This window comes from Ruegeria sp. N11, from assembly GCF_056531525.1.
On record NZ_JBQFLX010000003.1, the window covers coordinates 62,081 to 87,926 of the forward strand.

At 59.9% G+C, this 25,846-nt stretch carries 28 protein-coding genes and 1 tRNA gene; 13 read left to right on the forward strand and 16 right to left on the reverse strand.

Translation table 11 applies throughout. From position 1 onward, the window contains the following. Nucleotides 1-29: 29 nt before the first annotated feature. The 5 genes from ACR0J8_RS03940 to ACR0J8_RS03960 all read left to right on the forward strand — a co-directional run bounded on the left by ACR0J8_RS03940 (nt 30) and on the right by ACR0J8_RS03960 (nt 3,885). Entirely contained in the window at nt 30-1,142 is a 1,113-nt protein-coding gene (locus ACR0J8_RS03940; RefSeq protein WP_480522453.1) for an SPOR domain-containing protein, read from the forward strand. Continuing rightward, on the forward strand, nt 1,139-2,146 hold the full coding sequence (gene nagZ, locus ACR0J8_RS03945) for a beta-N-acetylhexosaminidase (protein ID WP_480522452.1): 1,008 nt from the start codon (nt 1,139-1,141) through the stop codon (nt 2,144-2,146). The genes ACR0J8_RS03940 and nagZ overlap by 4 nt, the downstream gene beginning before the upstream one ends. Next, nucleotides 2,136-2,930, forward strand: a complete 795-nt coding sequence (locus ACR0J8_RS03950; protein WP_170677493.1) for a segregation and condensation protein A — start codon at nt 2,136-2,138, stop codon at nt 2,928-2,930. Before nagZ ends, ACR0J8_RS03950 begins: the two co-directional genes overlap by 11 nt. Further along, nucleotides 2,923-3,579 (forward strand): SMC-Scp complex subunit ScpB, encoded by a 657-nt coding sequence (gene scpB / locus ACR0J8_RS03955; protein WP_170610498.1) that lies wholly within the window; start codon nt 2,923-2,925, stop codon nt 3,577-3,579. Before ACR0J8_RS03950 ends, scpB begins: the two co-directional genes overlap by 8 nt. Nucleotides 3,580-3,642: 63 nt before the next feature. Continuing rightward, the gene (locus tag ACR0J8_RS03960; protein ID WP_480522451.1) at nt 3,643-3,885 is read left to right on the forward strand and encodes a hypothetical protein; all 243 of its coding nucleotides are present in this window, start codon (nt 3,643-3,645) and stop codon (nt 3,883-3,885) included. A 3-nt stretch (nt 3,886-3,888) separates the two neighbouring features. On the opposite strand, the gene ACR0J8_RS03965 is transcribed toward ACR0J8_RS03960, so the two are convergent. From ACR0J8_RS03965 to ACR0J8_RS04000, 8 genes are all read right to left on the reverse strand, one after another. After that, the gene (locus tag ACR0J8_RS03965) at nt 3,889-4,968 is read right to left on the reverse strand and encodes a 2'-deoxycytidine 5'-triphosphate deaminase (RefSeq protein WP_480522450.1); all 1,080 of its coding nucleotides are present in this window, start codon (nt 4,966-4,968) and stop codon (nt 3,889-3,891) included. 61 nt (nt 4,969-5,029) lie between these two features. Further along, nucleotides 5,030-5,106, reverse strand: a tRNA-Pro gene (locus tag ACR0J8_RS03970). Between the two features lie 61 nt (nt 5,107-5,167). After that, nucleotides 5,168-5,791, reverse strand: coding sequence for a MerR family transcriptional regulator (locus tag ACR0J8_RS03975; RefSeq protein ID WP_480522449.1), 624 nt, complete (start codon nt 5,789-5,791; stop codon nt 5,168-5,170). A gap of 18 nt (nt 5,792-5,809) precedes the next feature. Continuing rightward, complete coding sequence (gene ihfA / locus ACR0J8_RS03980) at nt 5,810-6,112, reverse strand: integration host factor subunit alpha (RefSeq protein ID WP_008755922.1); 303 nt, start codon at nt 6,110-6,112, stop codon at nt 5,810-5,812. A 96-nt stretch (nt 6,113-6,208) separates the two neighbouring features. Then, on the reverse strand, nt 6,209-7,180 hold the full coding sequence (locus ACR0J8_RS03985) for a beta-ketoacyl-ACP synthase III (protein WP_170610510.1): 972 nt from the start codon (nt 7,178-7,180) through the stop codon (nt 6,209-6,211). A gap of 22 nt (nt 7,181-7,202) precedes the next feature. Further along, nucleotides 7,203-8,291, reverse strand: a complete 1,089-nt coding sequence (plsX, locus tag ACR0J8_RS03990; protein WP_170610513.1) for a phosphate acyltransferase PlsX — start codon at nt 8,289-8,291, stop codon at nt 7,203-7,205. Nucleotides 8,292-8,315: 24 nt separating this feature from the next. Next, the gene (rpmF, locus tag ACR0J8_RS03995) at nt 8,316-8,522 is read right to left on the reverse strand and encodes a 50S ribosomal protein L32 (RefSeq protein WP_008756996.1); all 207 of its coding nucleotides are present in this window, start codon (nt 8,520-8,522) and stop codon (nt 8,316-8,318) included. A gap of 205 nt (nt 8,523-8,727) precedes the next feature. After that, complete coding sequence (locus tag ACR0J8_RS04000; RefSeq protein ID WP_480522448.1) at nt 8,728-9,264, reverse strand: YceD family protein; 537 nt, start codon at nt 9,262-9,264, stop codon at nt 8,728-8,730. A gap of 85 nt (nt 9,265-9,349) precedes the next feature. Between ACR0J8_RS04000 and ACR0J8_RS04005 the strand changes: the two genes are divergently transcribed. From ACR0J8_RS04005 to ACR0J8_RS04015, 3 genes are all read left to right on the forward strand, one after another. Further along, the gene (locus ACR0J8_RS04005) at nt 9,350-9,826 is read left to right on the forward strand and encodes an outer membrane protein assembly factor BamE (protein WP_170610518.1); all 477 of its coding nucleotides are present in this window, start codon (nt 9,350-9,352) and stop codon (nt 9,824-9,826) included. A gap of 99 nt (nt 9,827-9,925) precedes the next feature. Then, nucleotides 9,926-10,660: a GNAT family N-acetyltransferase gene (locus ACR0J8_RS04010; protein WP_480888908.1), complete on the forward strand. Its 735-nt coding sequence runs from the start codon at nt 9,926-9,928 to the stop codon at nt 10,658-10,660. Between the two features lie 68 nt (nt 10,661-10,728). Further along, nucleotides 10,729-12,537 carry an ABC-F family ATP-binding cassette domain-containing protein gene (locus ACR0J8_RS04015; protein ID WP_480522446.1) on the forward strand — a complete coding sequence of 603 codons (1,809 nt, stop codon included), beginning with the start codon at nt 10,729-10,731 and terminating at the stop codon, nt 12,535-12,537. A gap of 72 nt (nt 12,538-12,609) precedes the next feature. Here the strand turns inward: ACR0J8_RS04015 and ACR0J8_RS04020 are convergent, their stop codons facing one another. From ACR0J8_RS04020 to ACR0J8_RS04040, 5 genes are all read right to left on the reverse strand, one after another. Continuing rightward, on the reverse strand, nt 12,610-13,365 hold the full coding sequence (locus ACR0J8_RS04020; protein ID WP_480490101.1) for a 3-hydroxyacyl-CoA dehydrogenase: 756 nt from the start codon (nt 13,363-13,365) through the stop codon (nt 12,610-12,612). 127 nt (nt 13,366-13,492) lie between these two features. Beyond that, on the reverse strand, nt 13,493-14,026 hold the full coding sequence (locus ACR0J8_RS04025) for a DUF3299 domain-containing protein (RefSeq protein ID WP_480888909.1): 534 nt from the start codon (nt 14,024-14,026) through the stop codon (nt 13,493-13,495). After that, nucleotides 14,016-15,284 (reverse strand): agmatinase family protein, encoded by a 1,269-nt coding sequence (locus ACR0J8_RS04030; RefSeq protein ID WP_480888910.1) that lies wholly within the window; start codon nt 15,282-15,284, stop codon nt 14,016-14,018. Before ACR0J8_RS04030 ends, ACR0J8_RS04025 begins: the two co-directional genes overlap by 11 nt. A 259-nt stretch (nt 15,285-15,543) precedes the next feature. Next, nucleotides 15,544-16,794, reverse strand: a complete 1,251-nt coding sequence (tyrS, locus tag ACR0J8_RS04035; protein ID WP_480888911.1) for a tyrosine--tRNA ligase — start codon at nt 16,792-16,794, stop codon at nt 15,544-15,546. An 87-nt stretch (nt 16,795-16,881) separates the two neighbouring features. Next, a complete protein-coding gene (locus ACR0J8_RS04040; protein WP_480888912.1) occupies nt 16,882-18,174 on the reverse strand; it encodes an MFS transporter in 1,293 nt (430 codons plus the stop codon). A gap of 241 nt (nt 18,175-18,415) precedes the next feature. On the opposite strand from ACR0J8_RS04040, the gene ACR0J8_RS04045 reads away from it, so the two are divergent. Continuing rightward, a complete protein-coding gene (locus tag ACR0J8_RS04045) occupies nt 18,416-19,543 on the forward strand; it encodes an anhydro-N-acetylmuramic acid kinase (protein ID WP_480522632.1) in 1,128 nt (375 codons plus the stop codon). 65 nt (nt 19,544-19,608) lie between these two features. Here the strand turns inward: ACR0J8_RS04045 and ACR0J8_RS04050 are convergent, their stop codons facing one another. Then, entirely contained in the window at nt 19,609-20,499 is an 891-nt protein-coding gene (locus ACR0J8_RS04050; RefSeq protein WP_480888913.1) for a fatty acid desaturase, read from the reverse strand. A 4-nt stretch (nt 20,500-20,503) separates the two neighbouring features. Continuing rightward, a complete protein-coding gene (locus ACR0J8_RS04055; protein ID WP_480522441.1) occupies nt 20,504-20,923 on the reverse strand; it encodes a cupin domain-containing protein in 420 nt (139 codons plus the stop codon). Between the two features lie 85 nt (nt 20,924-21,008). Between ACR0J8_RS04055 and ACR0J8_RS04060 the strand changes: the two genes are divergently transcribed. Further along, on the forward strand, nt 21,009-22,427 hold the full coding sequence (locus ACR0J8_RS04060; protein WP_480522440.1) for a protein adenylyltransferase SelO: 1,419 nt from the start codon (nt 21,009-21,011) through the stop codon (nt 22,425-22,427). Between the two features lie 9 nt (nt 22,428-22,436). On the opposite strand, the gene ACR0J8_RS04065 is transcribed toward ACR0J8_RS04060, so the two are convergent. Continuing rightward, a complete protein-coding gene (locus tag ACR0J8_RS04065) occupies nt 22,437-23,402 on the reverse strand; it encodes a cation diffusion facilitator family transporter (RefSeq protein WP_480522439.1) in 966 nt (321 codons plus the stop codon). 171 nt (nt 23,403-23,573) lie between these two features. Between ACR0J8_RS04065 and ACR0J8_RS04070 the strand changes: the two genes are divergently transcribed. From ACR0J8_RS04070 to ACR0J8_RS04080, 3 genes are all read left to right on the forward strand, one after another. Further along, nucleotides 23,574-24,278: an endonuclease/exonuclease/phosphatase family protein gene (locus ACR0J8_RS04070; protein ID WP_170610549.1), complete on the forward strand. Its 705-nt coding sequence runs from the start codon at nt 23,574-23,576 to the stop codon at nt 24,276-24,278. 78 nt (nt 24,279-24,356) lie between these two features. Then, the gene (locus ACR0J8_RS04075) at nt 24,357-24,770 is read left to right on the forward strand and encodes a Fur family transcriptional regulator (protein WP_170610551.1); all 414 of its coding nucleotides are present in this window, start codon (nt 24,357-24,359) and stop codon (nt 24,768-24,770) included. Nucleotides 24,771-24,906: 136 nt separating this feature from the next. Then, nucleotides 24,907-25,788, forward strand: a complete 882-nt coding sequence (locus tag ACR0J8_RS04080; RefSeq protein WP_170610554.1) for a DMT family transporter — start codon at nt 24,907-24,909, stop codon at nt 25,786-25,788. The last annotated feature ends 58 nt before the right edge of the window (nt 25,789-25,846 follow it).

The following is a 25,846-nucleotide window of genomic DNA, read 5'->3' on the forward strand; positions in this document are numbered from 1 at the left end:
CCGAACCGCCGGATCGAGGCAGACAAGAAATGACCCGCGCGCCACGTATTAAGGCGCAATCGGGCGGTGAGGCGGAAATGACGAGTTACGATTACTCGGGGCAGACAGGCCCCGGGCACATGCATTACACGAATCAAGCGCATCCCGAAGATGGCTATGATTTTTCCGACGACATGCAGGATTATGATGCCCCGCACAGTGCGGTTGGACTGGGCCGGATCGTCAATGTGCTTGGTGCGGTCGCCTCTCTGGCGCTGGTCGCCGGTGTCGCTGTCTGGGGTTACAAACTGATCATGCGCGATGTCAGCGGGGTCCCGGTGGTGCGCGCTGTCGAAGGACCGATGCGTATCCAGCCGGAAAACCCGGGGGGAACACCCGCCGATCACCAGGGGCTTGCCGTGAACGCAGTTGCCGCGCAAGGCTCGGCCGCCGCGCCGGCTGATCGCCTGATCCTTGCACCGCGTCCGGTTTCATTGGCGGACGAGGATGCTCCGATGGGCACCTTGAAGCCGACAAAGGCCGTTCACCACATCGAAGAGCCGATCTCGGATCAAGAGGCCGCGCGGTTGCGGCAGGGCGCAGTTGACGCGCTGGTTGCCGAGCTGGCCCAGGAAGCTGCCAGTCCCGATCAGGTGGAAGATGAAGGCGTGCAATTGGCCTCGCTGTCCACGCTTGATGACGAGCCCGCCATTGATCCGGCCGATCTGGCTGCACAATTGCCGGATCCAGAACTGGCGGTTCTGCCCGGCGTTCGCAGATCTCTGCGTCCGGTGGTGAGACCGGCGCGCGCGGTGCATCGCGGTGTGCCTGCGGACAGCCAGACCGAGGCCGCAATCAATGCCGCCGTCAAAGCGGCGGTCGGGCTGGATGTTGATCCGAATGCACTGCCGAAGGGCACCCGGATGGCCCAGTTGGGGGCCTATGAAAGCGTTGAAGTCGCGCAGGCGGAATGGGGCCGGATGAGTGGGCGATTTGATGAATATATGGATGGAAAGCAAAGGGTTATCCAGAAAACCTCAAGTGGCGGCCGGACATTCTATCGCCTGCGCGTTCTGGGGTTCGACGATCTGAGCGACTCGCGTCAGTTCTGCGCGGCGCTCCAGGCACAGGGGGCTGACTGCATCCCGGTTGCAGTACGGTGACATTTGGTGCCGCGATCACCGATGCCGAAGGCCTGCGTCTGACGCCTGATGAAAAGAGCCTGTTCCGTCAGATGAACCCCTTCGGGTTCATTCTGTTTGCCCGCAACATCGACACCGCAGATCAAATCCGCGCCCTGTGCGATGATTTCCGCGAGGCGGTGGGCCGCAACTGCCCCATCACCATCGATCAGGAAGGCGGCCGGGTTCAGCGCTTGCGCTCGCCTTTGGCCAGGGAATGGATGTCCCCACTGGACCACGCCAGCCGCGCTGGCGATCAGGCCGAACGCGCCATGTACCTGCGCTATCGTCTGATTGCGAATGAGTTGTTCGAGTTGGGGATCGACAGCAATTGCGCCCCGATGGTTGACCTGGCCCGGGACGAAACGCACCCGTTTCTGAAGAACCGCTGCTACGGCACTGATCCTGCATCGGTTTCGAAAATTGGCAATGCCGTGGCGCAGGGGCATCTGGATGGTGGTGTCCTGCCGGTTATCAAGCATATGCCGGGGCATGGTCTCTCGACTTTGGACAGCCACCATGACCTGCCGCATGTGGATCTGGCTCAGGACGAGTTGGCACAGGCCGACTTTGCCCCGTTTCGCGCCCTTAACGACCTGCCAATGGGGATGACCGCGCATCTGGTCTATGACCGGATCGATCCACAACCGGCAACGATTTCGCCGACGATGATCGGGTTGATCCGCGACAAGATCGGTTTTGATGGCCTGATCATGACCGACGATATCTCGATGAAGGCGCTCAGCGGCGCGCCCGAAGAAATTTCCGGTCAGGCACTGGCCGCAGGGTGCGATGTGGTTCTGCACTGCAACGGGTCTTTCGAAGCCCGCGCCAGTGTGCTTGAAGCCGCCGGAGAGATGACCGGGCAGGCGCAAACTCGCGCTGAACGGGCGCTGGCGATGCGCAAAGCCCCTCGGGAACTTGACATCCCCGCTGCCGAGGCGGAACTATCTGCCCTAATGGGCGGGCAGGTGTATGAACGATAACCTTTTCAGCGAAGACCCGGTCTCGGTCGCGGACCGGCTGGCAGCCGAGGCGCTGATCGTTGACGTCGACGGGTTTGAAGGCCCGTTGGATGTGCTGCTGACCCTGTCACGGACGCAAAAGGTCGATCTGCGGAAAATCTCGGTTCTGGCGCTGGCGCAGCAATATCTGGCCTTTGTCGAAAAAGCACGTGCGCTGCGGATCGAGCTGGCCGCCGATTATCTGGTCATGGCCGCCTGGCTGGCGTTTCTGAAATCCCGTCTATTGTTGCCCCCTGACCCGGATGATGAAGGCCCTTCGGGCGAGGAACTGGCCGCCCATCTGGCGTTCCAGTTGGAGCGTCTGCAGGCCATGCGCGACGCGGCCGCGCGTCTGATGGCGCGCGACCAGCTTGGGCGCGACTTTTTCAAACGCGGTCAGGGCGAGGATGTCACCCGTATCCGCACCGTGACGTACTCAGCGACGCTGCTGGACCTGATGCAGGGCTATGCGCGCATCCGGACCCGCGACGAGTTCCGCCCGTTTGTGATGGACCGCGACGCCGTATTCACCATGGAGCAGGCGCTTGAACGGATGCGTCCTCTGATAGGGTTCGCGGGCACCTGGACAGATATGGAGACCTATTTGCCCGAGGGCTGGAATGCCGACCCGATGCGGCGGCGCTCTGCCACGGCGGCGACGTTCGCAGCCTCGCTGGAACTGGTGAAAGAAGGACATATGGAGATCAAGCAAAGCGAAACCTTTGCCCCGATCCATCTGCGCAAGAGGACTGACACTCGTGACTGACGCGCCCGAAGACGAAGGCACCGGCACACTGTTCGAAGCGCCGCCCCTGGCGGAACAGGAACGTATGGTCGAGGCCGTGCTTTTCGCCAGCGCCGAGCCGGTGACCATCGCCGATCTTGAGGCGCGCATGCCTCATGGCAGCAACGCCGCGCAAGCTGTTGAATTGTTGCAGAAACGTTATGAGGGGCGGGGCGTGCGCGTGGTCCGGGTGGGCGAAGCCTGGGCGATCCGCACAGCGCCCGATCTGGGTTTTCTGATGCAGAAGGAAACGGTCGAGACCCGCAAACTCAGCCGTGCCGCGATTGAGACGCTGGCCATTGTGGCCTATCACCAACCCTGTACCCGTGCCGAGATCGAGGAAATTCGCGGCGTTTCGGTGTCACGCGGAACCATCGACCAGTTGCTGGAAATGGAATGGATCAGGCTGGGCCGTCGCCGCATGACACCGGGTCGGCCGGTGACATTTGTGGTGACACCGGAGTTTCTGGATCACTTCGGGCTTGAGAATGCCCGCGATCTGCCGGGCCTCAAGGAATTGCGCGCCGCCGGTCTGCTCGAGAACAGGCCCCCTCCGGGCACGATCCCGCTGGGTGAAGGGCGCGAAGAAGAGGCGGACGACGAGCAGACGGAGCTGTTCGAGGGCGAGTAGGCAGGACGCCCATTTGTTGCCGCATGGATCGACTAGGTTAAGGGCAGAAAACGGAGTTGAGCAATGAATGCAAATCGGATCATCGACATGATCGTGCGTCAGGTCATGCGCCGGCTTGTCACGCGGGGCGTGGACATGAGCTTTGACATGGCCGACCGGATGACCCGCAAGCCCGGGCAGACAAATGAGGCGCCCCGCGACCCGGAGGCCGACCGTCACATGCAGGAAAGCGCCAATCGGCAGGCGCAGGGCATGAAACAGGCTCAGCGCATGACCAGGCAGATGCGCCGGTTCATGAAGTTCTGACCGTTAGCCGACTGCTTTGAAATGCTTGGACAGTTTCAACCCCTGTCCCTGATAGTTCGAGGCGATCCCAGCGCCGTATAGCTGCGTCGGCATCTCGGACATCTTTTCGTACACCAAACGCCCGACGACCTGTCCATGTTCCAGAACAAAGGGCGCTTCGTGGCAACGCACTTCAAGAACGCCGCGCGATCCTTCGCCACCGGCAGCAGCATGGCCGAAACCCGGGTCGAAGAAGCCGGCATAGTGCACGCGAAACTCTCCGACCATCGCCAGGTATGGGGCCATTTCAGCGGCGTACATAGGTGGGATATGAACCGCCTCGCGACTGACGAGGATGTAGAATGCGCCCGGATCAAGGATGATGCAGCCATTTCGGGTCCGCACTTCTTCCCAGTAATCCTGCGGATCATATTCACCGATGCGATCCAGATCAATCACGCCGGTATGGGGTTTGGCCCGATACCCAACCAGATCAGTGTCCGGCAATTGCAGATCGACCGAGAAACCCAGCCCGTCCTGAATCACCGCAGGGCCATCGACCAGCGGCGATTCAGCGTGCAGTGCAGTCAACTCCGCGTCGCTCAGCACGGCCTGACCCTGACGGAAGCGGATCTGGTTCAGGCGCATCCCCGGACGAACAAGAACCGAGAACGACCGGGGGCAAATCTCAGCATAAAGCGGGCCGGAATACCCCTTCGGAACCCGGTCGAACTCCGTGCCTTCGTCGGTGATGGTTCGGGTCAGCAGGTCCAACCGCCCGGTCGAGCTTTTCGCGTTGGCCACGGCGCTGGTGTCGGCAGGCAGGGCCAGCGACTCCATCAGCGGCACCAGATAGACGCAGCCTTTTTCCAGAACGGCACCGTCGGTGATGTCGATCCGATGCATCTCGAACTCGGCCAGACGATCCGCGACTGTGCGTCCTTCACCCGCGAGGAACGAAGCGCGCACCCGGTAAGCTACTGTTCCCAGACGCAAATCCAGGCTCGCTGGTTGAATCTGCGCCGGCAGGACATCGGGGTTGGCGGTAATCTCAGCGCGCGCAATCATTGCCTCGATCTGCTGGTTCGGGCATACGCCTGTCATTCCGATCCCCCCTGATGCCAGAGCGGGATCTGGCCTGTCTGCCTTAAACGTCGGTGTGATTTGGTCGGGCTAGCAGGACTCGAACCTGCGACCTTCCGTCCCCCAGACGGACGCGCTACCAGGCTGCGCCATAGCCCGACGTTGAGGTGTTCATAAAGACTTTCCCGGCAGGGGCAAGAGGAAATCATCGCCTTTTTTCTTATCCTGCCGATCGGTTTTCTATTCTGTTCAACAGTGCGCGCAGTTCATTTGCGACGGGGGCGATTTGCTTAAGCAGGTCCTCATCGAACTCGGTCCTGTTCCAGGCTTGCGATGCGATACCGCCCAGCAAAGGTGCCTCATCCAGATATTCAGGTTCGGCCTGCCTAGCGGCTTCCGAGCCGTTTGTTGCCGGGGCTTCCGCCGCTTCGGGCCGGGTCGAAACTTCCGGGGTAACGGAATCGCCGTCGCCCAGATCAAGATCAATCTGACCGGATGGCGGGACAGGGGGAGCGGTGAACGGAACGACGGTGTCGTCCTGAGTGATCACATCCGTCTCGGCCGCATCCTCGAGCGGCTGAGACAGCGAGGCCACATGCGCGACACCCTGTTCGCGCAGGATACGCTGAACACCTTTGATGGTGGTTCCATCTTCGTGCAGAAGCTTCTTGATGCCACCCAGCAGCCGCATGTCATTGGGGCGGTAATACCTGCGGCCACCAGCACGTTTGACAGGTTTGACCTGCGTGAAGCGGCTTTCCCAGAACCGCAAAACATGAGCCTGAACGCCCAACCAGTCCGCAACTTCACTGATGGTGCGAAACGCGTCGGGGGACTTGCTCATAATCGTGGCGCCCTGAACTTACTTGCGATTCCCTGCGGCGACGCGATCTTTCATCAGATGCGACGGACGGAAAGTCAGCACGCGGCGCGGCTGAATGGGAACCTCTTCACCGGTTTTGGGGTTGCGGCCGATACGGGCGGTTTTGTCGCGAACGCTGAATGTACCGAAAGATGAAATCTTCACCTGTTCGCCACGTACCAGTGCGTCGGACATGTGGTTCAGCACGCTTTCGACCAGCTGCGCGCTTTCATTGCGTGAAAGGCCAACTTCACGAAAGACGGCCTCGCTCAGATCCATTCGGGTCAGTGTTTTGTCGCCCATGCCATTTCCCCTGTTGATAACAAAGCATAGGGGTAGGGCAAATTCGCTGTCAATATCAATGAATTGCAAGCGGACATGTAAGCCGAATTGCGCCTGTTACCAGCGCAGGACTACCGCACCCCAGGCAAGACCCCCGCCAATTGCTTCAGTAACGATCAGGTCGCCGGGTTTGATTTGGCCACGCTTCTTGCCGACCGACAGGGCCAGGGGAATCGAGGCTGCAGATGTGTTCCCATGATCCTGAACCGTGACAACGACATTTTCCATGGGCAATCCCATCTTCTTGGCCGTGCCCTGAATGATGCGGATATTGGCCTGATGCGGAACAATCCAGTCCACGTCGGCACTGCCAAGGCCGGCTCGCTCAAGCGCGGTGTTCGCTGTTCCGGCCAGCTTTTCGACGGCATGGCGGAACACCTGATTGCCTTGCATCCGCAAATGGCCGGTCGATTGGGTGGATACACCACCATCGACATAGAGCAGATCCTTGTAGCGCCCGTCCGAGTTCAGGTCGGTCGCCAGAATTCCACGGTCCTGCGCCGTGCCTTCACCTTCCTGTGCCTCAAGTATCAGCGCACCGGCGCCATCTCCGAACAGCACACAGGTCGACCGGTCGGTCCAGTCCATGATTCGCGAAAACGTCTCGGCGCCGATCACCATAACCCGCTTTGCCTGACCCGCCAGGATCAATGCGTTCGCATTGCCGAGCGCAAAAACAAACCCGGCGCAGACAGCCTGCACATCGAAAGCAAAACCACGGGTCATGCCCAGTCCGGCCTGCACCATCGTTGCAGCGGACGGGAAGGTCAGATCGGCGGTCGAGGTCGCCAGAACAATGGCATCGATATCATCGGCGGTCAGACCGGCATCATCCAGCGCAGCAGTTGCTGCCTTGATGGCCAGATCGGATGTCGTCTCATCATCGGCGGCAAAGTGACGGCGTTCGATTCCGGAACGGGTTCGAATCCACTCATCCGTTGTATCCAGCGTTTTTTCGAATTCAGAGTTCGGGACCACGCGTTCCGGCAAATAATGCCCGATACCAACTACAACTGAACGGCCTGCCATTTTGTAGGTACTGCCTTTTTTGTTATTCTTCCGCCTGGGGCGGAGTATGCGCGGCATCTTGTGCAAGCTCGGCTGTGGATGCAACCCGTGCCGCCAATTTTTCAGCGAAACCCGACTCGGCCAGGGTAAACGCCAGTTTGACGGCCGCCGAGACACCCGTGGCATCCGCCCCGCCATGCGATTTCACGACGGTCCCGTTCAGGCCCAGAAACACGCCGCCATTCACACGACGAGGATCAATGCGTTTCTTCAGACGTTGCAACGAGGTGATCGCAAGAACCGAGGCCAGCCGGGACAGGGGCGAATACTTGAACGCCTCGCGCAGCAGATCGCCAATCAGGCTGGCTGTGCCTTCTCCGGTCTTGATGGCGACATTGCCGGTAAAGCCATCGGTTACAATGACATCCGCCTTGTCGCCGGGGATATCACTGCCTTCGACGAAACCCACAAACTCGAAATTCGCCTGCTCCGCGAATTCCGTAATCATCGTGTGGGCTTCTTTCAGTTCGGCGCGGCCTTTATGTTCTTCGGTCCCAACGTTCAGCAGGCCGATGCGGGGGCGGCCAAGCGCCATGCCATTGCGCGCGTAGGATGCGCCCATCAGTGCATATTGCAGCAGATCCTTTGCGTCGGCGCGGACATCCGCCCCGACATCCAGCATCACGTTGAAACCCTGCGGGTTGCGCGAAGGCCACAGAATGGCGATGGCCGGACGGTTCACGCCGGGCAATTTGCGCAGGCGCATCATCGACAACGCCATCAGCGCGCCGGTATTGCCGCAGGACACCGCGCCATGGGCATCGCCCTCGCGGACCGCTTCCAGCGTCGACCACATCGAGGTCTGCTTGCCGTTGCGCACCACCTGGCTGGGTTTGTCCTCCATCGTGACCACGTCCGGGCAATCACGAAAAACGACGCGCCCTTCAAGGACACGCCGTTTGGCAACCAGTCTGCGCAGCTCTTCTTCCGGCCCGTGCAGGATAAATCCGATGTCCGGGTTCTTACTTGCCGATTTGGCAATACCCGCGACAACGGCAGCGGGCCCTGCATCACCACCCATAGCATCAACCGAGATGATGATCCGGTCGTTTTGCGTGGGCTGATCCGTCATGCCTGGGCCTGCGTCCTGTCAGGCTTAGGCCGCGTCTTCGTCCAGATCGATTTCGTCGGCTTGTGCGACGACTTCGCGATCATCATAGTGGCCGCAGGATGCACAAACGTGGTGCGGGCGCTTCAGCTCGCCGCAGTTCGGGCATTCGTTCGGGTTTGCAGCAACCAGAGCGTCGTGTGCGCGGCGGTTGTTGCGACGCGACTTGGAAACTTTGTTCTGTTGGACGGCCATGGTCTCAACCTTTGTCTACTATGGGCCGACAGATTCGCTGTGGCCGGGGTTTCATTCTTCGTTTTCTCGTGGTTTGACGCGCGTTTAGGGGACGAGCCCCGCAATGTCCAACCCAAATTCCGATGAGCGCGCGAAAATACTGCGATTCTCGTCATGTTCAAGCGATTTTTCTGAGCGCCTGCTATGACAGGAAATCGCCCTCGTGTCACTCGTCTTTTTTCATCGCATCGCGCAAACCGGCCAGTCCGGCAAACGGCTTGACGTCCTTATCCGTCATCGCCTGTTTGCCCGCCTGGGTATAGTCAGCTTGCCCCAGTTCCGCGCCGTCCTTGCGCGGGTATTGGGGCAGGGCCAGCGACAGCGCCTCGATCATGATCGCTTGCGGATCGATTTCAGCACCCAGTGGTTCGGTTTCGTCCCCTTCGGGAATTTCGAACTCTTCTTCGTCTGGGTCGCTCCAGTCGGCCAGAAATACTCGTGTGACCGGGATATCGATCCGGGTTGTCACCGGATCCAGCGAGACGACACAGGGCTGAACGACCGTCGCGCCGAGCTTGCCGCTGACCACCCAGTCTCGCTTTCCCTGCGCGCGCACGTCTCCCTTGAAGCTGAGTTTGCGCAGCCCCAGCAGCCCAAGTTCGTCCTTGATCGCCGCCAAAGATTGGGTGCCAGGGCGCAAATCAAACGGCGTCGGCGTGTTTTGCGGCAGGTCGGCCACCCGCAGAGATGTATGGTTGCTCACTTCATGGCCCTTTCCTGTGTTGAACCAAGGCACCGGTTTCTGTAATCGGATAGAAGCCGCAAGAGGCCAAGGCAAGAGGGTGCAGATGTTGAAGATCGTGAACAGGTTCAATCCGGCGTCGAAGACGCTTGTCTTTGCTGCGTGCCTGGCAACCCTGGGTGCCTGTACGGCGACCTACAAAAACCACGGCTATATTCCACCGGCCGAAGAGCTGGCAGAAATCAAAGTTGGCGTAGACACCCGCGACAGCGTGGCCGAAGCGGTCGGCGCGCCCACCTCGACCGGTGTAGTTCGGGATTCGGGTTACTACTATGTGGCGTCGCGTGTCCGGTTTTACGGCCCCAAGAAGCCCGAAGTGGTATCACGAGAGTTGCTGGCCATCAGTTTCGACCAGCGGGGTGTTGTGCGAAACATCGAACGTTTTGGCCTGGAGGATGGAATCGTAGTGCCGCTGGAGCGCCGCGTCACCGAATCCAACATCGAGGACCAGGGGCTTATTCGCCAGCTGATCGGTAACATCGGCAACTTCAACCCGGCCAACATCCCGGGGGCAACAAACTAAAGTTCCGCCAAAACTAGCGATGGTCACACGACAGTCACACATTGCATGGTATCGATACGGCAAGTCGAAATCGGGTCAGCAACCGCGGAGGATGCGACCATGGCACTTTTGCTCGGTAGGGGGCGGTATCGCGCCCGTCTTGCGCAATCGCCGCAGGACGTTGCGACGGCGCAGCGACTGCGGACACTGGCATTTGGAACGGGGCGGACCGATCAGGACGATTTCGATCCGGTCTGCGCGCATATACTGGTTGAAGACGTGCGAAGCAGCGGGCAATTGGTTTGCTGCTTCCGCATGCTGACAATGAACAGCGGCGCTGACATCGGGCGCAGCTATTCCTCGCAATTCTATGACCTTTCGGCGCTTGAAGGTATCAGCGGGCGGATGGTTGAGATGGGGCGGTTCTGCATACATCCCGACTGTTTCGATCACGACATACTGCGCGTCGCGTGGGGGGCCATGACCACCTATGTGGACGAGAACGAGGTCCGGATGCTGTTTGGCTGTTCCTCTTTTGCAGGCACCGAGACGGCCGAGTACCTGGACGCATTCGCCATGCTCAAACATGGCCATCTGGCACCGAAGCGCTGGTTGCCCCGGGTCAAGGCACCGGATGTTTTCCGCTTTGCCGCGCGCCTGCGGCGCAGGCCGGATGTGAGGAAGGCGATGCTGCGTATGCCGCCACTGTTGCGGACCTATCTGATGATGGGGGGCTGGGTCAGCGATCATGCGGTGGTGGACCGGCACATGAACACGTTGCATGTGTTTACCGGGCTTGAGATCGGAGCGATACCCCCGGGCCGCAAACGTTTGCTGCGAACCGTGGCCGGGTGATTTGAGTATTTTGGAAAAGGTGAAGCGAGGGCGTTGACGCGTCCCGTCAGCCGGTTTAGCTGGCGGGCATGGCGAGAATTCCTTTGTTGCAGATGTCCGGTATTTCCCTGACGTTCGGGGGTGATCCGGTGTTTTCCGGGCTTGATCTTGTGGTCCAGCCCGGTGATCGGGTGGCCCTTGTCGGGCGCAACGGATCAGGCAAATCCACATTGATGAAAGTGATGGCGGGTCTGGTCGAGCCTGATCACGGCGAAATCGTTGTGCCGCCCGGAAAATCGGTTGGGTACATGGAGCAGGACCCGACGATGGAAGGGTTCGCAACGCTGGGCGATTACGCGTCCAGCGGATTGGAGCCGGGCGAACTGTACAAGGTGGAACGCGCCGGTGAAGGGTTGAAGTTCGATCCGTCACGCGCGGTTGAGACCGCCTCGGGCGGCGAGCGGCGGCGGGCGGCGCTGGCCAAGCTGATGGCCGAGGCCCCGGATCTTATGTTGCTGGACGAGCCGACCAACCATCTGGATATCGAAGCGATTGGGTGGCTTGAACGCGAGCTGGGGTCAGCGCGGGCGGCTTTTGTCCTGATCTCGCATGACCGTGCCTTTTTGCGCGCACTGACGCGGGCGACTTTGTGGATTGATCGCGGGTCGGTGCGGCGGCAGGAACAGGGGTTTGACGCGTTCGAGGCGTGGCGGGACAAGGTCTGGGAGGAGGAAGACCAGCAACGCCACAAGCTGAACCGGCTGATCAAGTCCGAGGCGAAATGGGCAGTTGAGGGCATCAGCGCCAGACGCAAGCGCAACCAGGGTCGTGTGCGTGCCTTGCAGGCGCTGCGGGCGGAGAAAGCAGCGCAGATCAAACGTCAGGGCGCTGCCGCCATGTCATTGGAATCCGGCCCGAAATCCGGCCGAAAAGTGATTGTGGCCGAAGGGCTGGCCAAGAGCTTTGGGGATACGCAGATCGTGCGAAATTTCGATCTGCTGGTTCAGCGCGGTGATCGTGTGGCCTTTGTCGGGCCCAATGGTGTGGGCAAGACGACGCTGTTGAAGATGCTTCTGGGACAAGAGGCGCCGGATGAGGGCGCGGTCAACCTGGGGACCAATCTGGAGATCGCGGTTTTCGATCAGACACGGGCGCAGCTTGATCCCGAAATGACCTTGTGGGACAGCCTGACCGGTGATCCGGACATGCGGGTGTCGGGCAAGGCTGATCAGGTTATGGTCGGCGGCCAGCCCAAGCATGTGGTTGGCTATCTCAAGGAATTTCTGTTCGACGAGCGGCAGGCGAGAGCAGCCGTTAAGTCTTTGTCTGGTGGGGAAAAAGCACGATTGCTGTTGGCGAAGCTGATGGCAAAATCATCGAATCTGCTGGTGCTGGACGAACCGACCAACGATCTGGATGTCGAGACGCTGGACCTGTTGCAGGAACTGCTGGACGACTATGATGGCACGGTTTTGCTGGTCAGCCATGACCGGGACTTTCTTGATCGCGTGGCCACCACTACCATCGCGATGGAGGGTAATGGGCGCGCCACGGTCTATGCTGGCGGCTGGTCGGATTACATCGCGCAACGCGGCGACGTGACCGATAAGAAAGAAGAAAAATCAAAGCCTTCAAGGGCAAAGGTCAAGCAGGAGACGAAGCCGAAATCGGGACTGTCCTTCTCGGAAAAGCACCGGTTGGAAAAGCTTCCGGCCGAGATCACGCGCCTTGAGGCCGAGATTGCCAAGCTGGAAGACCTGATGTCCGACCCGGAGCTGTTTACCCGCGAGCCGGTCAAGTTTCAGAAAGCAACCGATGCGCTGGTCGAGCGGCAGGAGAAACTGTCCGCCGCCGAGGAAGAATGGCTGATGCTGGAAGAAAAGGCCGAAGGCACTTAGTACTGTTTTGTACGTCCCGCCATCGCGGGTGTGTTTGATTTGTACCAAATTCCTGCGGCCGTATTCGGTGCATCAGCGCATGCGCAGCGCGCCGTCGATGCGGATGACTTCGCCGTTCAGGTAACCCATCTCGACTATGAATCCAGCCAGCCGCCCGTATTCACGCGGATCACCCAGACGGGGCGGGTTGGGCACGTCGGCGGCAAGCTGCTGCTGCACCTCTTCCGGCAACCCGGCCAGCATCGGGGTCATGAAGATACCGGGCGCGATGGTCATGACGCGTATGCCGGTCGAGGCCAGATCACGGGCCATGGGCAGGGTCATGCCCACCACGCCACCTTTGGAGGCAGCATAGGCGGCCTGACCTTTCTGTCCGTCGAAAGCCGCGATCGACGCCGTGTTGATGATCACCCCGCGTGCGCCGTCGGGTTCGGGTTCGTTCCGCGCCATCTCGGTTGCGGCGAGACGTGACACGTTGAAGGTGCCGACCAGATTGATGTCGATGGTTCGCTGGAACGCGTCCAGCGGGTGGGGGCCATCCTTGCCGACCGTCTTGATGCCATAAGCGATACCGGCGCAGTTCACGGCGGCCGTGATCTTGCCCATCTTGTCCGTGGCCAATGCGATGGCAGCAGAGACCGAGGCCTCGTCAGTTACATCCGTATTCGCAAAGTGCCCGTTGATATCCTCTGCCACCTGCGTTCCCCGGTCGGCGTCCCGGTCCAGAATCGTGACCTGAGCACCGTTTTCGGCAAAATAGCGGGCAGTGGCTTCGCCCAATCCGGATGCGCCGCCGGTGACGATCGCGGCTGTGGTGGACAATTGCATGGCGGGCTCCTCTGCGGTGATTTGAACGTATGTTCATTTAATGGGAAGAGGCTATGCCTGTCCAGTCGTGTGTGCATGAAGGTCCGTTTCCGTCCCAAATGGGTAGTTTATCGCCTGACGGGTGGTTTCACTCGGCGGCTGAGACGTCAGGAATGGTTGCTGTAACAACGTCCGAAGCTTTGATCTTGTAGACTGAAGGCGCGAGTTCGCTCTGAGACTGTCGGATGAAGATTTCACCTGTCACCCAAACCGGATCCGCAGTTAAGTCGACGCCTTCCGGATACTCAACAGAAATTACCTGATCAGGAAGTGGTGCGGTTGGATGCCGGCACGTCTGAGACAACAGAGGCACTAACAGGAAGTTTTTCACGTCCTTGAATTCAAACTCAACGGGATGAGCGTACCCGGCAATGAGAACAAGATCGCCTTCCAGGTCAGAGTTCCCCGGCACGCATTCGGCAATCTGCATCGATAGCATACGATCGCTTAAGTCTCTGGGCAGGCAACTTGGGTTTGACTGGTATTCATCCAAAAACTGAGCGCACTCGACAAGGCGGCCTTCGCGAAGATCAGACCACGAAATCTTATGTGGCTCGGACTGTGCTGCCAAACCGGTCAGAGAAACAAAGAAGACTGAACAGACCGAAAGCCTAATTGTCATTCTGACCGTGTGAAACAGTGAGCGGGCTTTTGTAATCCGGTTCGGTCAGACCCTGTTTACGCATCGCAATGCCGGTCAGGCATTCCCTGATCGTTCGATTGGCATTCAAAGCCGAAACGTAGGTTGGGTCCATCAACGGAGCCAGTTCGACAATTTCGAACCCAATCACATTTGCCTCGGCGCAGAGACGACGAATTATCGGAAAGATTTCGCGCGGCATCAGGCCGCCAGGTTCGGGCGTTCCCGTGCCGGGAACAAATGCCGGGTCAAAGGTGTCAATGTCGAAAGAGATAAAAATATACTCCGGTCCGTCATTTGCCTCGGCAATGACGTCTTCCATAACCGCGTCCCAGCCGCGATGTTCGATCTCGGCCATGGTATGATAGCGGAACTGGTTGGTGCGCATCCATTCAAACGCTTTTTCGTCCGGGTAGTATCCGCGCAAAGCCACTTGAATGAAATTCTTACCCTCAACCAGGTCTTCTTCGATCAACCGGTAAATTGGCATACCGTGATTGATCAGATGCCCAAAGCTGTATTTCCCGGCATCGTAATGTGCGTCGAAATGAACAACGCCCACGTTACCCTTGCCATAAACGTCCGTCATGGCTGCCACGTTCGGATACATCAGTGAATGATCGCCACCTACGACAAAAGGTATCACATGGCTGCCGTCGGCGTGTTGTACCGCCGCTGCCTGACCAACAAACGAGCGAACCGCATGAATTGTGCGCTCGGTGCTCATCATGTCGTTCGGGGCGTTGCCGTAGTCGACGACTGTCATGTCCTGAAGTGGGTCCACCATGACGTGCATGTGTGGCTGCCGTGCCCCGTAGCCGAGGTAGATTGATGAGTTGCGCACGGCGTTTGGCCCGCGTGAGGCACCGCGCGCGCCGCTGCCCATATCCGTAAATGCTCCCATGATCGCCACGTCGACTTCAGCCGCTGCAAGATCGCCGGGCGTGAAGGCCAAGGGTTGGTGCAAAAACGTTGGAAGCTGCGCATAGCCTTGACCAAAGAAACGCTGAGGGTCGACAAGTCCGGGCTCTCGTCCTTCCCGCTCTCCTTCAAAACTCGGCAGGGGGGTGCGCCATGCATTGTAGGTTGGGTCCTCGGTGTCCAGAGGGATAACGGGTTGTTCCCCTTCGCGGATCGGAGACTGGCTGCCTTCGAACTCATGGCCATAAAGCTGAGCGTTCGCGGAGCCAGCAAAGGCAACGCACAAAACAGCGAGCGTGAATTGGAGACTTTGAAACACCGGAAGCCCCTCCCTTGGTTTTGGCTGAACCAAAACTATCGCCGAAACTGCAGTTTTTCGCAAATTCTGGCTCGGGTACGTCCTTTGCACTGGGATTTAAGGCCTTTTGTCAGCCTGTTTTTCCTTCTGCAAATCCGGAGTTTCTTTTCCAGATTTGCGGCCTTGTCCACTTAGCTGGCGCTCCGCCCATGGTTAAGCTTGGCAGTCAAACGAAAACGGCCACCGGTCAGGTGGCCGCTTCGGAAAATTGTGTTTGTGTTCAGCCCAGCTGAACCAGCGCGTGACGCTTTTTTCCGGCGCTCAGCTTGATCGGTGAAGACAGCGCGCCTGCGTCGATCATCAGGCCCGCATCCGTCAACGGTGCGTCGTCCATTTTGGCGCCGTTTTCGGCGATCAGGCGTTTGGCTTCCTTGCCGGATTTTGCTAGGCCGGATTTCACGATGATCTGCACGATGGACATGCCGTCGCCCAGTTCATCCACGCTGAGGGTCAGGGTGGGCAGATCACCTCCGACACCGCCTTTTTCGAAAACCTCGCGGGCGGTGGCTTCCGCCGTCGCGGCGGCGTCGGCCCCATGCAGCAGCGTGGTGACTTCGTTGGCGAGACGGATTTTGGCCTCGTTGATCTCGGACCCGGCCAGCGCGCCCATGCGGTCGCATTCCTCGACAGGGAGTTCCGTGAAGATTTTAAGGAAGCGGCCCACATCTGCGTCGGTGGTATTGCGCCAGAACTGCCAGAATTCGTAAGCGCTCAGCATGTCACTGTTCAGCCAGACCGCGCCGCCCTGCGACTTGCCCATCTTGCGGCCATCGCTGGTCGTCAGCAGCGGCGTGGTCAGGCCGTAAATCTCCTGATCCAGAACCCGGCGGGTCAGGTCGATGCCGTTGACGATATTGCCCCACTGGTCTGAACCGCCCATCTGCAGAACGCAGCCATAGCGGCGGTTCAGCTCGAGGAAGTCATAGGCCTGCAGGATCATGTAGTTGAACTCGAGGAAGCTCAGCGATTGTTCACGATCCAGCCGTGATTTCACCGATTCAAAGCTCAGCATCCGGTTGACTGAGAAATGCCGCCCGATATCGCGCAGGAAATCGAGGTAGTTCAGACTGTCCAGCCATTCGGCATTGTTCAGCATCAGCGCGCCGGTTTCGCTGTCGTCATAGGACAGGTATTTGGCGAAAACCTGCTTCATGCCCGCGATATTGGCGTCGATCTGTTCGGGGCCCAGCAAGGGGCGCTCGTCCGAGCGGAACGAGGGGTCGCCCACCTTGGTCGTGCCGCCACCCATCAGGGTAATCGGCTTGTGGCCGGTCTTTTGCAGCCAGCGCAGAACCATGATGTTCATCAAATGACCCACGTGCAGCGACTGCGCCGTGGCGTCATATCCGATATAGGCAGTTTGCACCCCGCTGATCAGCGCGTCGTCAAGGCCCTGATAATCGGTGCAGTCGGCGAGAAAGCCGCGCTCGATCATCGTGGCGATGAAATCCGATTTGGGGTGGTAGTTCATATCGTGCCCTCGGGGTTGATGTTGCGGGGCACTGTATAGGCGGCGGGATGGGTAAGGGAAAGGCACCTTTTTCGCTGAGATCGATGCCTAGGGGTCTTTCGGTTCAGGTGACGGGTCGACCGGTGGCAGGCTGAACGCGTATATCATTGCGATCAGGTTCAGCACCGCCAGCACGAAAATGGGCGTGACCGGGTCATGCAGATGCGCCACGGCGCCAAGAATGGCGGCGAACACGATGCCGACCAATCCGGCAATCACGTCCCCCAGCGCGACAAGGTAGGGACGTTCCTTTTCCTCGGTCAACTCGATCAGATAGAGGTAGCGACCGTAGATCACGCCATTACCTCCGACGGACAGCAGCAGGATCACCAGCGCGTAGAGCCAGACGTTCTGTGCGTAACCCAGGATCGTGAACGCCAGCGCCAGAATGGCCGATATCATCGAAATCAGGCACCCTAGCCACATGACCGGCTTGACCGATATGCGCCCGCTGAGCCAGCCCCAGACGACCGAGCCGATCACGACACCTGCGCTGGCGGCCATGACGAAGTAGCTGAGCGAGTGTTTGGTGCCCACATGGTAGGTCGCCGCGTGGATGGTGTAGAACGGCATGGCCAGTTCCACCGAGATGAAGATCATACGGGCGGTCAGAAATTTGCGGTACCAGCCCAGGGCCATGCCGGTTTTGAAGCCGGTGGCAAGCTCGGCGAGGGGTTTGGGCTTTTGTGCCGGCGCGGGTTTGGCAGCGTGTTCTTCCTCAAGCAGGCGGACACCGGCAAAGCTGATACCGGCGGCAAACATCGCGACAACACCGCACCACATGACGACGATATGGCGTTGCAGGGGTTCTTCTGAGGCCAGAAGATCCTTGGTGATCCAGACAATCGCAATGGCCAGAACGCCCGAGATCGTGGCCTGGGCAAAGACCATCCGGTTACGCTTGGCCTTGGGAACCGACACGCCGTAGATCTGGCTGGTGCCGAGGCTGGTGATCCCCTGACACAGGCCCATGATGATCGCGGTGATCAGGAACAATGCGACCACCATGATCTGTGGCAGGTTGGTGGCAAACAACGCCACGACGGCCAGGATGGCCCCGGTCAGGATGTTTGGGATATAGACCGCCACTTTCGCGCGGGTCACGCGGTTGATGAAGGGCGAGACGAAGATTTCAGCGATCAGCCTTGCGCCGGTGACAAACGGCAGCAGCAGGCCTGCAACGAAGGTGGGGGCAGCAAGCGCAAGATAGAGGAATGGCAGAACCAGCCGGGGGTTGACCAGTTGCCCGCCGATCGTCGCCAGCGCGCCTGACCAGAAAATCAGCTGGTAGTTGCGGGCCTCAATCGGATTGGTGCCCTCGGGTGTGTCCGGTCGCTGCATCAGGTAATGACTCGGGTGTTCTGAATTCCATATGGTTGTAACTTGCCATACTCCGTCACTTTTTCGCAAATCCCGCCACAGTCAGATCGCGGTACCGGGTTGGATATAGATTTGAGGCAACGATTCCGGTTGCCTTGTGATCGGCGAATTCCATGCGACTTGCTTTGTGCGGCTATACATGGGCAGGTTGAGCCTGACGCCGGGATTTCAGGCGCAGAATGAAGTTGCAGGAGAGACAAGCGTGGGGCAGGCCATCAAGAAAAACGGGTCCGTCAGAGCTTTGGGCGCCATGTCAGGCACATCCCTGGACGGGGTGGATGCAGCTGTTGTGGTAACAGACGGTCGTGAGATTCTCGGGTTTGGGGAAAGCCTGTACCGCGCGTATTCGGATGAGGAACGCGCGCTGTTGCGCAGGGCGCTGGGACGCTGGCACGGCGCCGAGGTCGACGCGGCGGAGGAGTTGGTGACCCGCGCCCATGCCGAGCTTCTGTCAGAGTTCGAAGAGGTGGACGTCATCGGGTTTCACGGACAGACCCTGGCCCATGCGCCGAAAACACAAGGGACGTTGCAGGTTGGCGATGGCGTTGGCCTGTCGCAGGCGCTGGGCTTGCCGGTGGTCTGGGATTTCCGCAGCGACGACGTGGCGATGGGGGGCGAGGGGGCGCCGCTGGCACCGTTCTTTCACTTTGCCTGCGCCAAATGGATTGGCGCGACCCGGCCACTGTGTTTCCTGAACCTTGGCGGGGTCGGCAACCTGACTTATGTGGATCCGGCCTGTGCCGGACCAGAGGTGCCGGGCGCGCTGCTGGCTTTTGACACGGGTCCGGCCAATGCGCCGGTTGACGATCTGATGCAGGCGAGGTTGGGTTTGCCAATGGATCGGGACGGGGCTGTGGCGCAGGGCGGTTCGGTGGAGACCGGCGCGCTTGAGCTGTTTCTGGCCGAGCCGTTCTTTGCCCGTATGCCGCCGAAATCACTGGATCGCAACGATTTTGCCGAGATGATTGAACTGGTCAAAGAGCTCGGCGATGCGGATGCGGTCGCAACCCTGACCGGAATGTGCGCGGCCGGTGTGGCGCAGGGGATGGAGCATTGCCCGAAACCGCCCGAACGAGTGCTGGTTACGGGCGGCGGACGGCGCAATCCGGTGCTGATGAAGATGCTAAGTGTGTCACTGGACTGTCCCGTCGAACCGGTCGAGGCCGTCGGACTGGATGGCGACATGCTGGAGGCGCAGGCTTTTGCCTATCTCGCCGTGCGCGTCGCGCGGGGGCTGCCGACCTCGTGCCCGGGAACAACCGGGGTCAAGGCGTTGGTGGGGGGCGGGATTGTATCCTCGCCGTCCCCTGGGGTCGCGGTTGGCGGGTAAGGGGCGCTGCCCCTCGGCTTTGCGGCCTCACCCCGGGATAGTTGTGGCCAGATGAAGAACGGATCCTAACGGCTAAGGCTTTGGGTGTAGTCCGAGGTGAATTCGGCATAGCCGTTTGACGTGGATTTCAGATGCGCCTGTGTCCAGCGGTGCAGTTCGGGCAACTGATGGAACGGGACGTTCGGAAACGCGTGGTGCTCCGCGTGGTAGGGCATGTTCCAGGCGAGAAAGCGGATCAGCCTGTTGGTAAAGGTGGTGCGCGAGTTTTCCAGCATGTTGGCGACGGGCGGGCAGAGGCCGTGTTCGGCCAACAGGTAGAGACGCAGGAACGGCTGGCCGATCAGAACCGGAAGGATCCACAGCCAGAAGAGGGTTGGGGAAAACAACAGGCTGAGGACCGCGAGGGTGTAGAGGGACAGGAGACAGCGCGCCTCGGCCCGGATTGCGCGGTGCTGGCGGGCGGGCAGGTAGGGGGCGTCGATCCTGCCGCGGGCGTTGCGGAACATCACCCGTGCCATGCCGGACCAGTAGGGCCGGCCGCTGAGGTAGACCGCAAGGCTGCGCCAGTTGTCCGGGCGGGGCTTGCCGTCGAGCTCGGGGTCATTCTGCGGGTGATTGGTCCATTTGTGGTGGGCCAGGTGGAAAAAGCGAAACCATGTGAAGGGCAGCGCGATGGGAACCGAGACCACCTGGCCGACCGCGTCGTTGAGCCATCCGGTCCGAAACGGGGTTTTGTGGGTGCATTCGTGGCTGAGCGTGAACAGGAAGACCAGAAGAATGCCCTGCGGTAAGAGCAGAACGGGCCAGAACGGGATTTGTGCAGCGATGCCGGCACTGGTTGCAGCCAGAATCCCAAGATAGATCAGAAGATGTTTCAACCCGAAGATGTCCGAGCGTCTTTGCAGACGGTCCTTTGTGTCTGCCGGGATGGAAGAGACGAGCGCGCGGTGATCCATGGGGTCAGCTGCGCGGGATGTCGAAGCCGGGTTCGGCCAGTTCGAAGCCTTCGAACTTAAACCCCGGTGAGACCGTGCAACTGACCAATGTATAGGCGCCGGTGCTGCGGGCGGATTGCCAGTGGTTTTCCGGCACGATCAGTTGCGGCTCACCCTCAGACAGATCGGGGGTGAGCAGGTGATCGGTGGCCGGGCCGTGGCTGGTTGCGCTCAGCGAAAGGACCAACGGCGCGCCGGCGTGGTAAAGCCAGATTTCCGTGGCATCGACACGGTGCCAGTGGCTGCTTTCGTCTTGCTGCAGAAGGAAATAGATGCAGGTTCCAGTGGCGCGGCCTGAATTGCTGGCGCGCCAGGTTTCCCGGAACCAGCCGCCTTCAGGGTGGCGCTGCATTTGCAGGTGATTGATCATCTCTTGTGCGGTCATTTGATCCTCGGATGTTCGGGTCAATTATGCACGGGATGGCGCAATCCGCTATGGCAATTGCAGGCACAGGCCATATGTTTGGCGCATGACCCTGACGATCCCCTTTGACAATTCCTACGCCCGGCTGCCGGATACGTTTTTTGCGCGACAGGCGCCGGTTCCCGTTCGAGCACCGCAGATGATCGCGTTCAATGCCGATCTGGCCAAGGTTCTGCGAATTTCTGCGGGTGATGTGCAGGAAATGGCCGAGACCTTTGCCGGAAACGCCGTGCCTGCAGGGGCCGAACCGTTGGCGCAGCTTTATGCCGGGCATCAGTTCGGGCACTACAATCCGCAACTGGGCGATGGCCGCGCCGTGCTTTTGGGTGAGACGGTCGGCACGGATGGGGTGCGCCGTGACATTCAGTTGAAAGGGTCCGGACCGACCCCGTTTTCGCGGCAAGGGGACGGACGCGCCTGGCTGGGTCCTGTGCTGCGCGAATACGTGGTTTCCGAAGCCATGCACGCGCTGGGCATCCCGACGACCCGGGCGCTTGCGGCAGTGGAAACAGGTGAGGTTGTTCTGCGGGAAGGTCCGTTGCCCGGCGCGGTTCTGACCCGTGTGGCGCAAAGCCATCTGCGGGTGGGTACGTTTCAGGTCTTTGCCGCGCGCGGGCAGTTGGACAGTTTGAAACGGCTGACGGACTACGCGATTGCGCGCCATTATCCCGACACAGAGGGCCCCATGGGCCTGCTGCGTGCGGTTGTCGACGCGCAGGCGCAATTGATCGCGGGTTGGATGAGTGTGGGGTTTATTCACGGGGTGATGAACACCGACAATTGCTCGGTTGCCGGAGAGACCATCGATTACGGGCCGTGTGCCTTCATGGACAGCTATCATCCGAACACGGTCTACAGCTCGATTGACCGGATGAGGCGGTATGCCTATTCCAACCAGCCCGAGGTTGCCGTCTGGAATGTGGCGCAACTGGCCACATCGCTGATCCAGCAGATGGAGGACAAGGAAGCCGCCGTCGAGGAGGCGACTGAGGTCGTGCACGCCATGCCCGAGCTGCTGCAGGCGAACTGGCTACGCCGGTTCCGGGCCAAGATCGGGCTTGCAACGGCAGAGGACGGCGATCTTGAGATGATTTCCGACCTGCTGACGCGGATGGCCCAGAACGGTGCCGATTTCACAAATACTTTCCGCGCGCTGGGCAGCGATGCGGCACGGGACCAGTTCACCGAGCGCGAGGCGTTTGACGCCTGGGCCGAAGGATGGAGCGCGCGTCTGGTACGCGAGGCAGACCCGCAAAGCGTTATGGCAATGGCCAATCCGGCTTTCATCCCGCGCAATCACCGTGTCGAACAGATGATTCAGTCCGCCGTGAAAGGGGACTACGCGCCGTTTCACCGTCTGAACAAGGTACTGGCGAACCCATACGTGGATCAGCCTGATGCGGCCGACCTGATGCGACCCCCGACCGAGAATGAAGTGGTCCGGGCGACCTTCTGTGGCACGTGAGCGCAGAGGTTAGGGTGTCGCCTGATACGGGTTGATCGTGTCCGGCCAGCGCCGCTGGTACTGGGTGACCAAAAGCAACACATCCGATTCAGGCAACGCGGTTCGTGCATCGCTGATCATGCGCAAGTTCAGGGTGTCGATTTCGTCTGCAGTGACGGGGCGGCCCGGATCATAGTAGACCGTCACCAGAAAGCTGCGCCCCTGTTTTGTCACGGACATGTCCCGCAAGGTACCACCGTCTTCGGCGATGGCTTCGCGCAGGGCCCGGCGCGCGGTCGCCAGGTGTTCGGGGTTTGCGGTGACGTTCGCCAGTTCTCCCAAACCGCCCCGGAACTCGCGAAAATAGGTACCGACAGCCAGCAGACAGAGCACCAGAACGATGATCGAGTCCCCGATCGGAGCGATGGGCGCAAGGGGGCCATCGCGGAACAGGTAGATGGCGCCCAGCCCCAGTCCGGCGGCGGCGGTGATCATACCATCGAAAAGCGAAGCGCGGGCCTCCAGACGCAGGATCGAACTGTTCTTTCCGGTCTTGCGCCAGGTGAAGTGATGAAAGGCCCAAAGGAAAAGACAGGTGGCCCCGATCGTTGCGAAATACACGAACATCGGCGCGAAATTCAGCGGCTCGGGATCAATGCCGCTTAGATAGCTGTAGATGTTCTTGATTGCGTTTGTGATAGCGAACAGGACAAGCCCCAGCAGCGACAGGGCACGGAAGGTGGAGAAGATGGCCTCGTCCGCCGCATATCCGAAGGGGCGCAGCTTGTCGGGTCCTGCGCCGACGCGCTGGCTGATCCGGCGGCCCAGAACGGCAGAGCCGAAACCGATCAATGAAAACAGGCCATCCATCATGATGGCATTGGAGTTTGACAGGATACCGGCCAGAATACCGGCCCCGGCCATGAACAGGTTGCCCCACATGGCCACAAGCAGCGACCGACCTTCGAGGCGTTTCTTGTTGTCAGTGTCCGGCATTGCCATCCCGTTTTACCCCGAAGTAACATCAATCCGCTGCACAAATAGTCAATAGCGTGCATTTCGCCAATGATTTGAACTGCGCGGATTTTGCACCGAAAAACAAGTATTCCGGGGTTGCACACGGGAACGGGCGACGCAATCTTAGAGGTCTACGACAACCGGAAGCCCATGACCCGTTCGCCGACCCTTCGACTTGCCAGTTACAACATTCAGAAATGCGTCGGGCTGGACCTTCGGCGTCAGCCGCAGCGTATCCTTCAGGTTCTGGAGGGAATGAAAGCGGATATCGTGGTGTTGCAGGAGGCCGACAAACGTCTGCCGCCCCGGCCTGCGGCGCTGCCGCATTTCATGCTGGACGAAGCTGGCTGGAACATTGTCGATCTGGGCGGCGCGGGCAGCCTGGGCTGGCACGGCAACGCAGTAATCTGGCGGGGTGACGCCATACAGGTGCGCAGCGCATCCCATCACGAGTTGCCGGGGCTGGAGCCGCGCGGGGCCGTTCAGGTCGAATTCGATACTCAGATTGGTCCGCTTCGGGTTATGGGGATGCATCTGGGCCTGCTGCCCGCATCCCGCCGCCAGCAGTTGACGCAACTCAGGCGCAGCGATGCGGGGCAGAACAGTATGCCGACTGTCTGGGCGGGGGATTTCAACGAATGGTCGCGTCAGCCCGTGCTGGATCACCTGGTTCCGGGCATGCGGTTTCTGCCTCCGGTCGCAAGCTTTCCGGCGGCGCAACCCCTGGGCGCGCTGGACCGAATCGCGCTGGGCGGCGGCCTTGAGGCAATGCTGCACGGTGTACATAACGCGCGGCCGGCGCATATTGCGTCGGATCATCTGCCGGTCTGGGCTGACCTGCGGTCTGCAGTCTAGGGCGCACTGGAAAATCACCTGTGGCGCGCGCCGTGCAGACGTACTAAGACAGAAACCCGAACACTTCTGGGGGTCATCATGCCGGATACGATCATCACCCGATGCGAAGCCAAAGGGCTGCGCATGACGGGGCAGCGCCGCACAATTGCCCAGGTGCTGGAGGAAAGCGAAGACCATCCGGATGTCGAAGAACTGTACACGCGCGCCTCGGCCGTTGATTCCGGCATTTCCATCGCAACAGTCTACCGGACCGTCAAATTGTTCGAAGAGGCGGGAATACTGGAGCGGCTGGAATTCGGCGACGGACGCGCGCGGTATGAGGACGCCGAGCGCGATCACCACGATCATCTGATCGACATGCAGTCGGGCGAGGTGATCGAGTTCGTTGATCCCGAGATCGAGGCACTGCAGGAAAAGATTGCCGCCAAGCTGGGCTACAAGCTGAAAGGGCACCGGCTGGAACTGTATGGTGTGCCGCTGGAACAGGACTGACCTATCACGAAAAGCGATTGGTCGCTTCAAATCAATTCATTATACCTGTCGTAATCCGGCTTGCGACGTCGCGAATGTTCCGGTTTTGGTGACTCACAGGCTCAGATTTTTTCAGCCCACCCAAACGGACACGCGCATGAATAACGTAAACGGCATATTGCTGATCATTGGCTCGATGGCGGCCTTTTCGCTTGAAGACATGTTCATCAAGCATCTGTCGACCAGTGTTTCGACCGGCCAGATCATGATTGTTCTGGGGCTGTTTTGCAGCCTTGTTTTCGTGCTGATGTCGTTGGCCACACGCAAACGCATCCTTGATCCGGTGGCGTGGCAGCCGTTGCCGCTGGCCCGTGCCGCGACCGAAGCGGTGGGGGCATTGACCTTTGTTACCGCCCTGTCGCTTGTCGACCTGTCCACAGTTGCAGCTGTGTTCCAGGCGATGCCGCTGGCGGTGACCATGGGGGCGGCGCTGTTTCTGGGGGAACAGGTAGGCTGGCGGCGGTGGAGCGCGATTGGCGTTGGTTTCATCGGTGTTCTGATGATCATTCGTCCCGGACTTGAGGGTTTCCAGCCCGAGTCCCTGTTTGTCGTGGCAACCGTGATTGCCATTGCGGCGCGGGATCTGATCACGCGGAAACTTGATGTTCGCGTCGCGTCATCTGTTGTGGCGCTGCAGGCCTACATCGCGGTGGCGTTTGCCGGTGCGGTTCTGATGGTGTTTTCGGCTCAACCGGTCATTCCGCTGCAAACGGCGCAGATCGGTCCTTATCTTGGCGCGATCGGGTTTGGCGTTCTGGGATATTATGGCATCGTAACCGCGATGCGGATCGGTGAGGCGTCGGCCCTGACGCCATTCCGGTACACCCGCCTGGTCTTCTCGATTGCCGCAGGGATGCTGATGTTCGGCGAACGTCCCGACCAGATGACACTGGCCGGTGCCATGCTGATCATGGGTTCCGGCCTTTACACCTTTGTTCGCGAGCGCCGTCTGGCGCGTGCCATGGCGGTTGCGGCCTGACGGATCGTCGCAGGTTGGCGCAAACAGGATGCTGTTAGCCCTAAAGGTCACCTGATTA

Coding starts and splice junctions, on each gene's coding strand:
- ACR0J8_RS03940 (WP_480522453.1), top strand. CDS start 30: ATGACCCGCGCGCCACGTATTAAGGCGCAATCGGGCGGTGAGGCGGAA.
- ACR0J8_RS03950 (WP_170677493.1), top strand. CDS start 2,136: ATGAACGATAACCTTTTCAGCGAAGACCCGGTCTCGGTCGCGGACCGG.
- ACR0J8_RS03960 (WP_480522451.1), top strand. CDS start 3,643: ATGAATGCAAATCGGATCATCGACATGATCGTGCGTCAGGTCATGCGC.
- ACR0J8_RS03965 (WP_480522450.1), bottom strand. CDS start 4,968: ATGACAGGCGTATGCCCGAACCAGCAGATCGAGGCAATGATTGCGCGC.
- ACR0J8_RS03975 (WP_480522449.1), bottom strand. CDS start 5,791: ATGAGCAAGTCCCCCGACGCGTTTCGCACCATCAGTGAAGTTGCGGAC.
- ihfA (WP_008755922.1), bottom strand. CDS start 6,112: ATGGGCGACAAAACACTGACCCGAATGGATCTGAGCGAGGCCGTCTTT.
- ACR0J8_RS03985 (WP_170610510.1), bottom strand. CDS start 7,180: ATGGCAGGCCGTTCAGTTGTAGTTGGTATCGGGCATTATTTGCCGGAA.
- plsX (WP_170610513.1), bottom strand. CDS start 8,291: ATGACGGATCAGCCCACGCAAAACGACCGGATCATCATCTCGGTTGAT.
- rpmF (WP_008756996.1), bottom strand. CDS start 8,522: ATGGCCGTCCAACAGAACAAAGTTTCCAAGTCGCGTCGCAACAACCGC.
- ACR0J8_RS04005 (WP_170610518.1), top strand. CDS start 9,350: ATGTTGAAGATCGTGAACAGGTTCAATCCGGCGTCGAAGACGCTTGTC.
- ACR0J8_RS04010 (WP_480888908.1), top strand. CDS start 9,926: ATGGCACTTTTGCTCGGTAGGGGGCGGTATCGCGCCCGTCTTGCGCAA.
- ACR0J8_RS04015 (WP_480522446.1), top strand. CDS start 10,729: ATGGCGAGAATTCCTTTGTTGCAGATGTCCGGTATTTCCCTGACGTTC.
- ACR0J8_RS04020 (WP_480490101.1), bottom strand. CDS start 13,365: ATGCAATTGTCCACCACAGCCGCGATCGTCACCGGCGGCGCATCCGGA.
- ACR0J8_RS04025 (WP_480888909.1), bottom strand. CDS start 14,026: ATGACAATTAGGCTTTCGGTCTGTTCAGTCTTCTTTGTTTCTCTGACC.
- tyrS (WP_480888911.1), bottom strand. CDS start 16,794: ATGAACTACCACCCCAAATCGGATTTCATCGCCACGATGATCGAGCGC.
- ACR0J8_RS04040 (WP_480888912.1), bottom strand. CDS start 18,174: ATGCAGCGACCGGACACACCCGAGGGCACCAATCCGATTGAGGCCCGC.
- ACR0J8_RS04050 (WP_480888913.1), bottom strand. CDS start 20,499: ATGGATCACCGCGCGCTCGTCTCTTCCATCCCGGCAGACACAAAGGAC.
- ACR0J8_RS04055 (WP_480522441.1), bottom strand. CDS start 20,923: ATGACCGCACAAGAGATGATCAATCACCTGCAAATGCAGCGCCACCCT.
- ACR0J8_RS04060 (WP_480522440.1), top strand. CDS start 21,009: ATGACCCTGACGATCCCCTTTGACAATTCCTACGCCCGGCTGCCGGAT.
- ACR0J8_RS04065 (WP_480522439.1), bottom strand. CDS start 23,402: ATGCCGGACACTGACAACAAGAAACGCCTCGAAGGTCGGTCGCTGCTT.
- ACR0J8_RS04070 (WP_170610549.1), top strand. CDS start 23,574: ATGACCCGTTCGCCGACCCTTCGACTTGCCAGTTACAACATTCAGAAA.
- ACR0J8_RS04075 (WP_170610551.1), top strand. CDS start 24,357: ATGCCGGATACGATCATCACCCGATGCGAAGCCAAAGGGCTGCGCATG.
- ACR0J8_RS04080 (WP_170610554.1), top strand. CDS start 24,907: ATGAATAACGTAAACGGCATATTGCTGATCATTGGCTCGATGGCGGCC.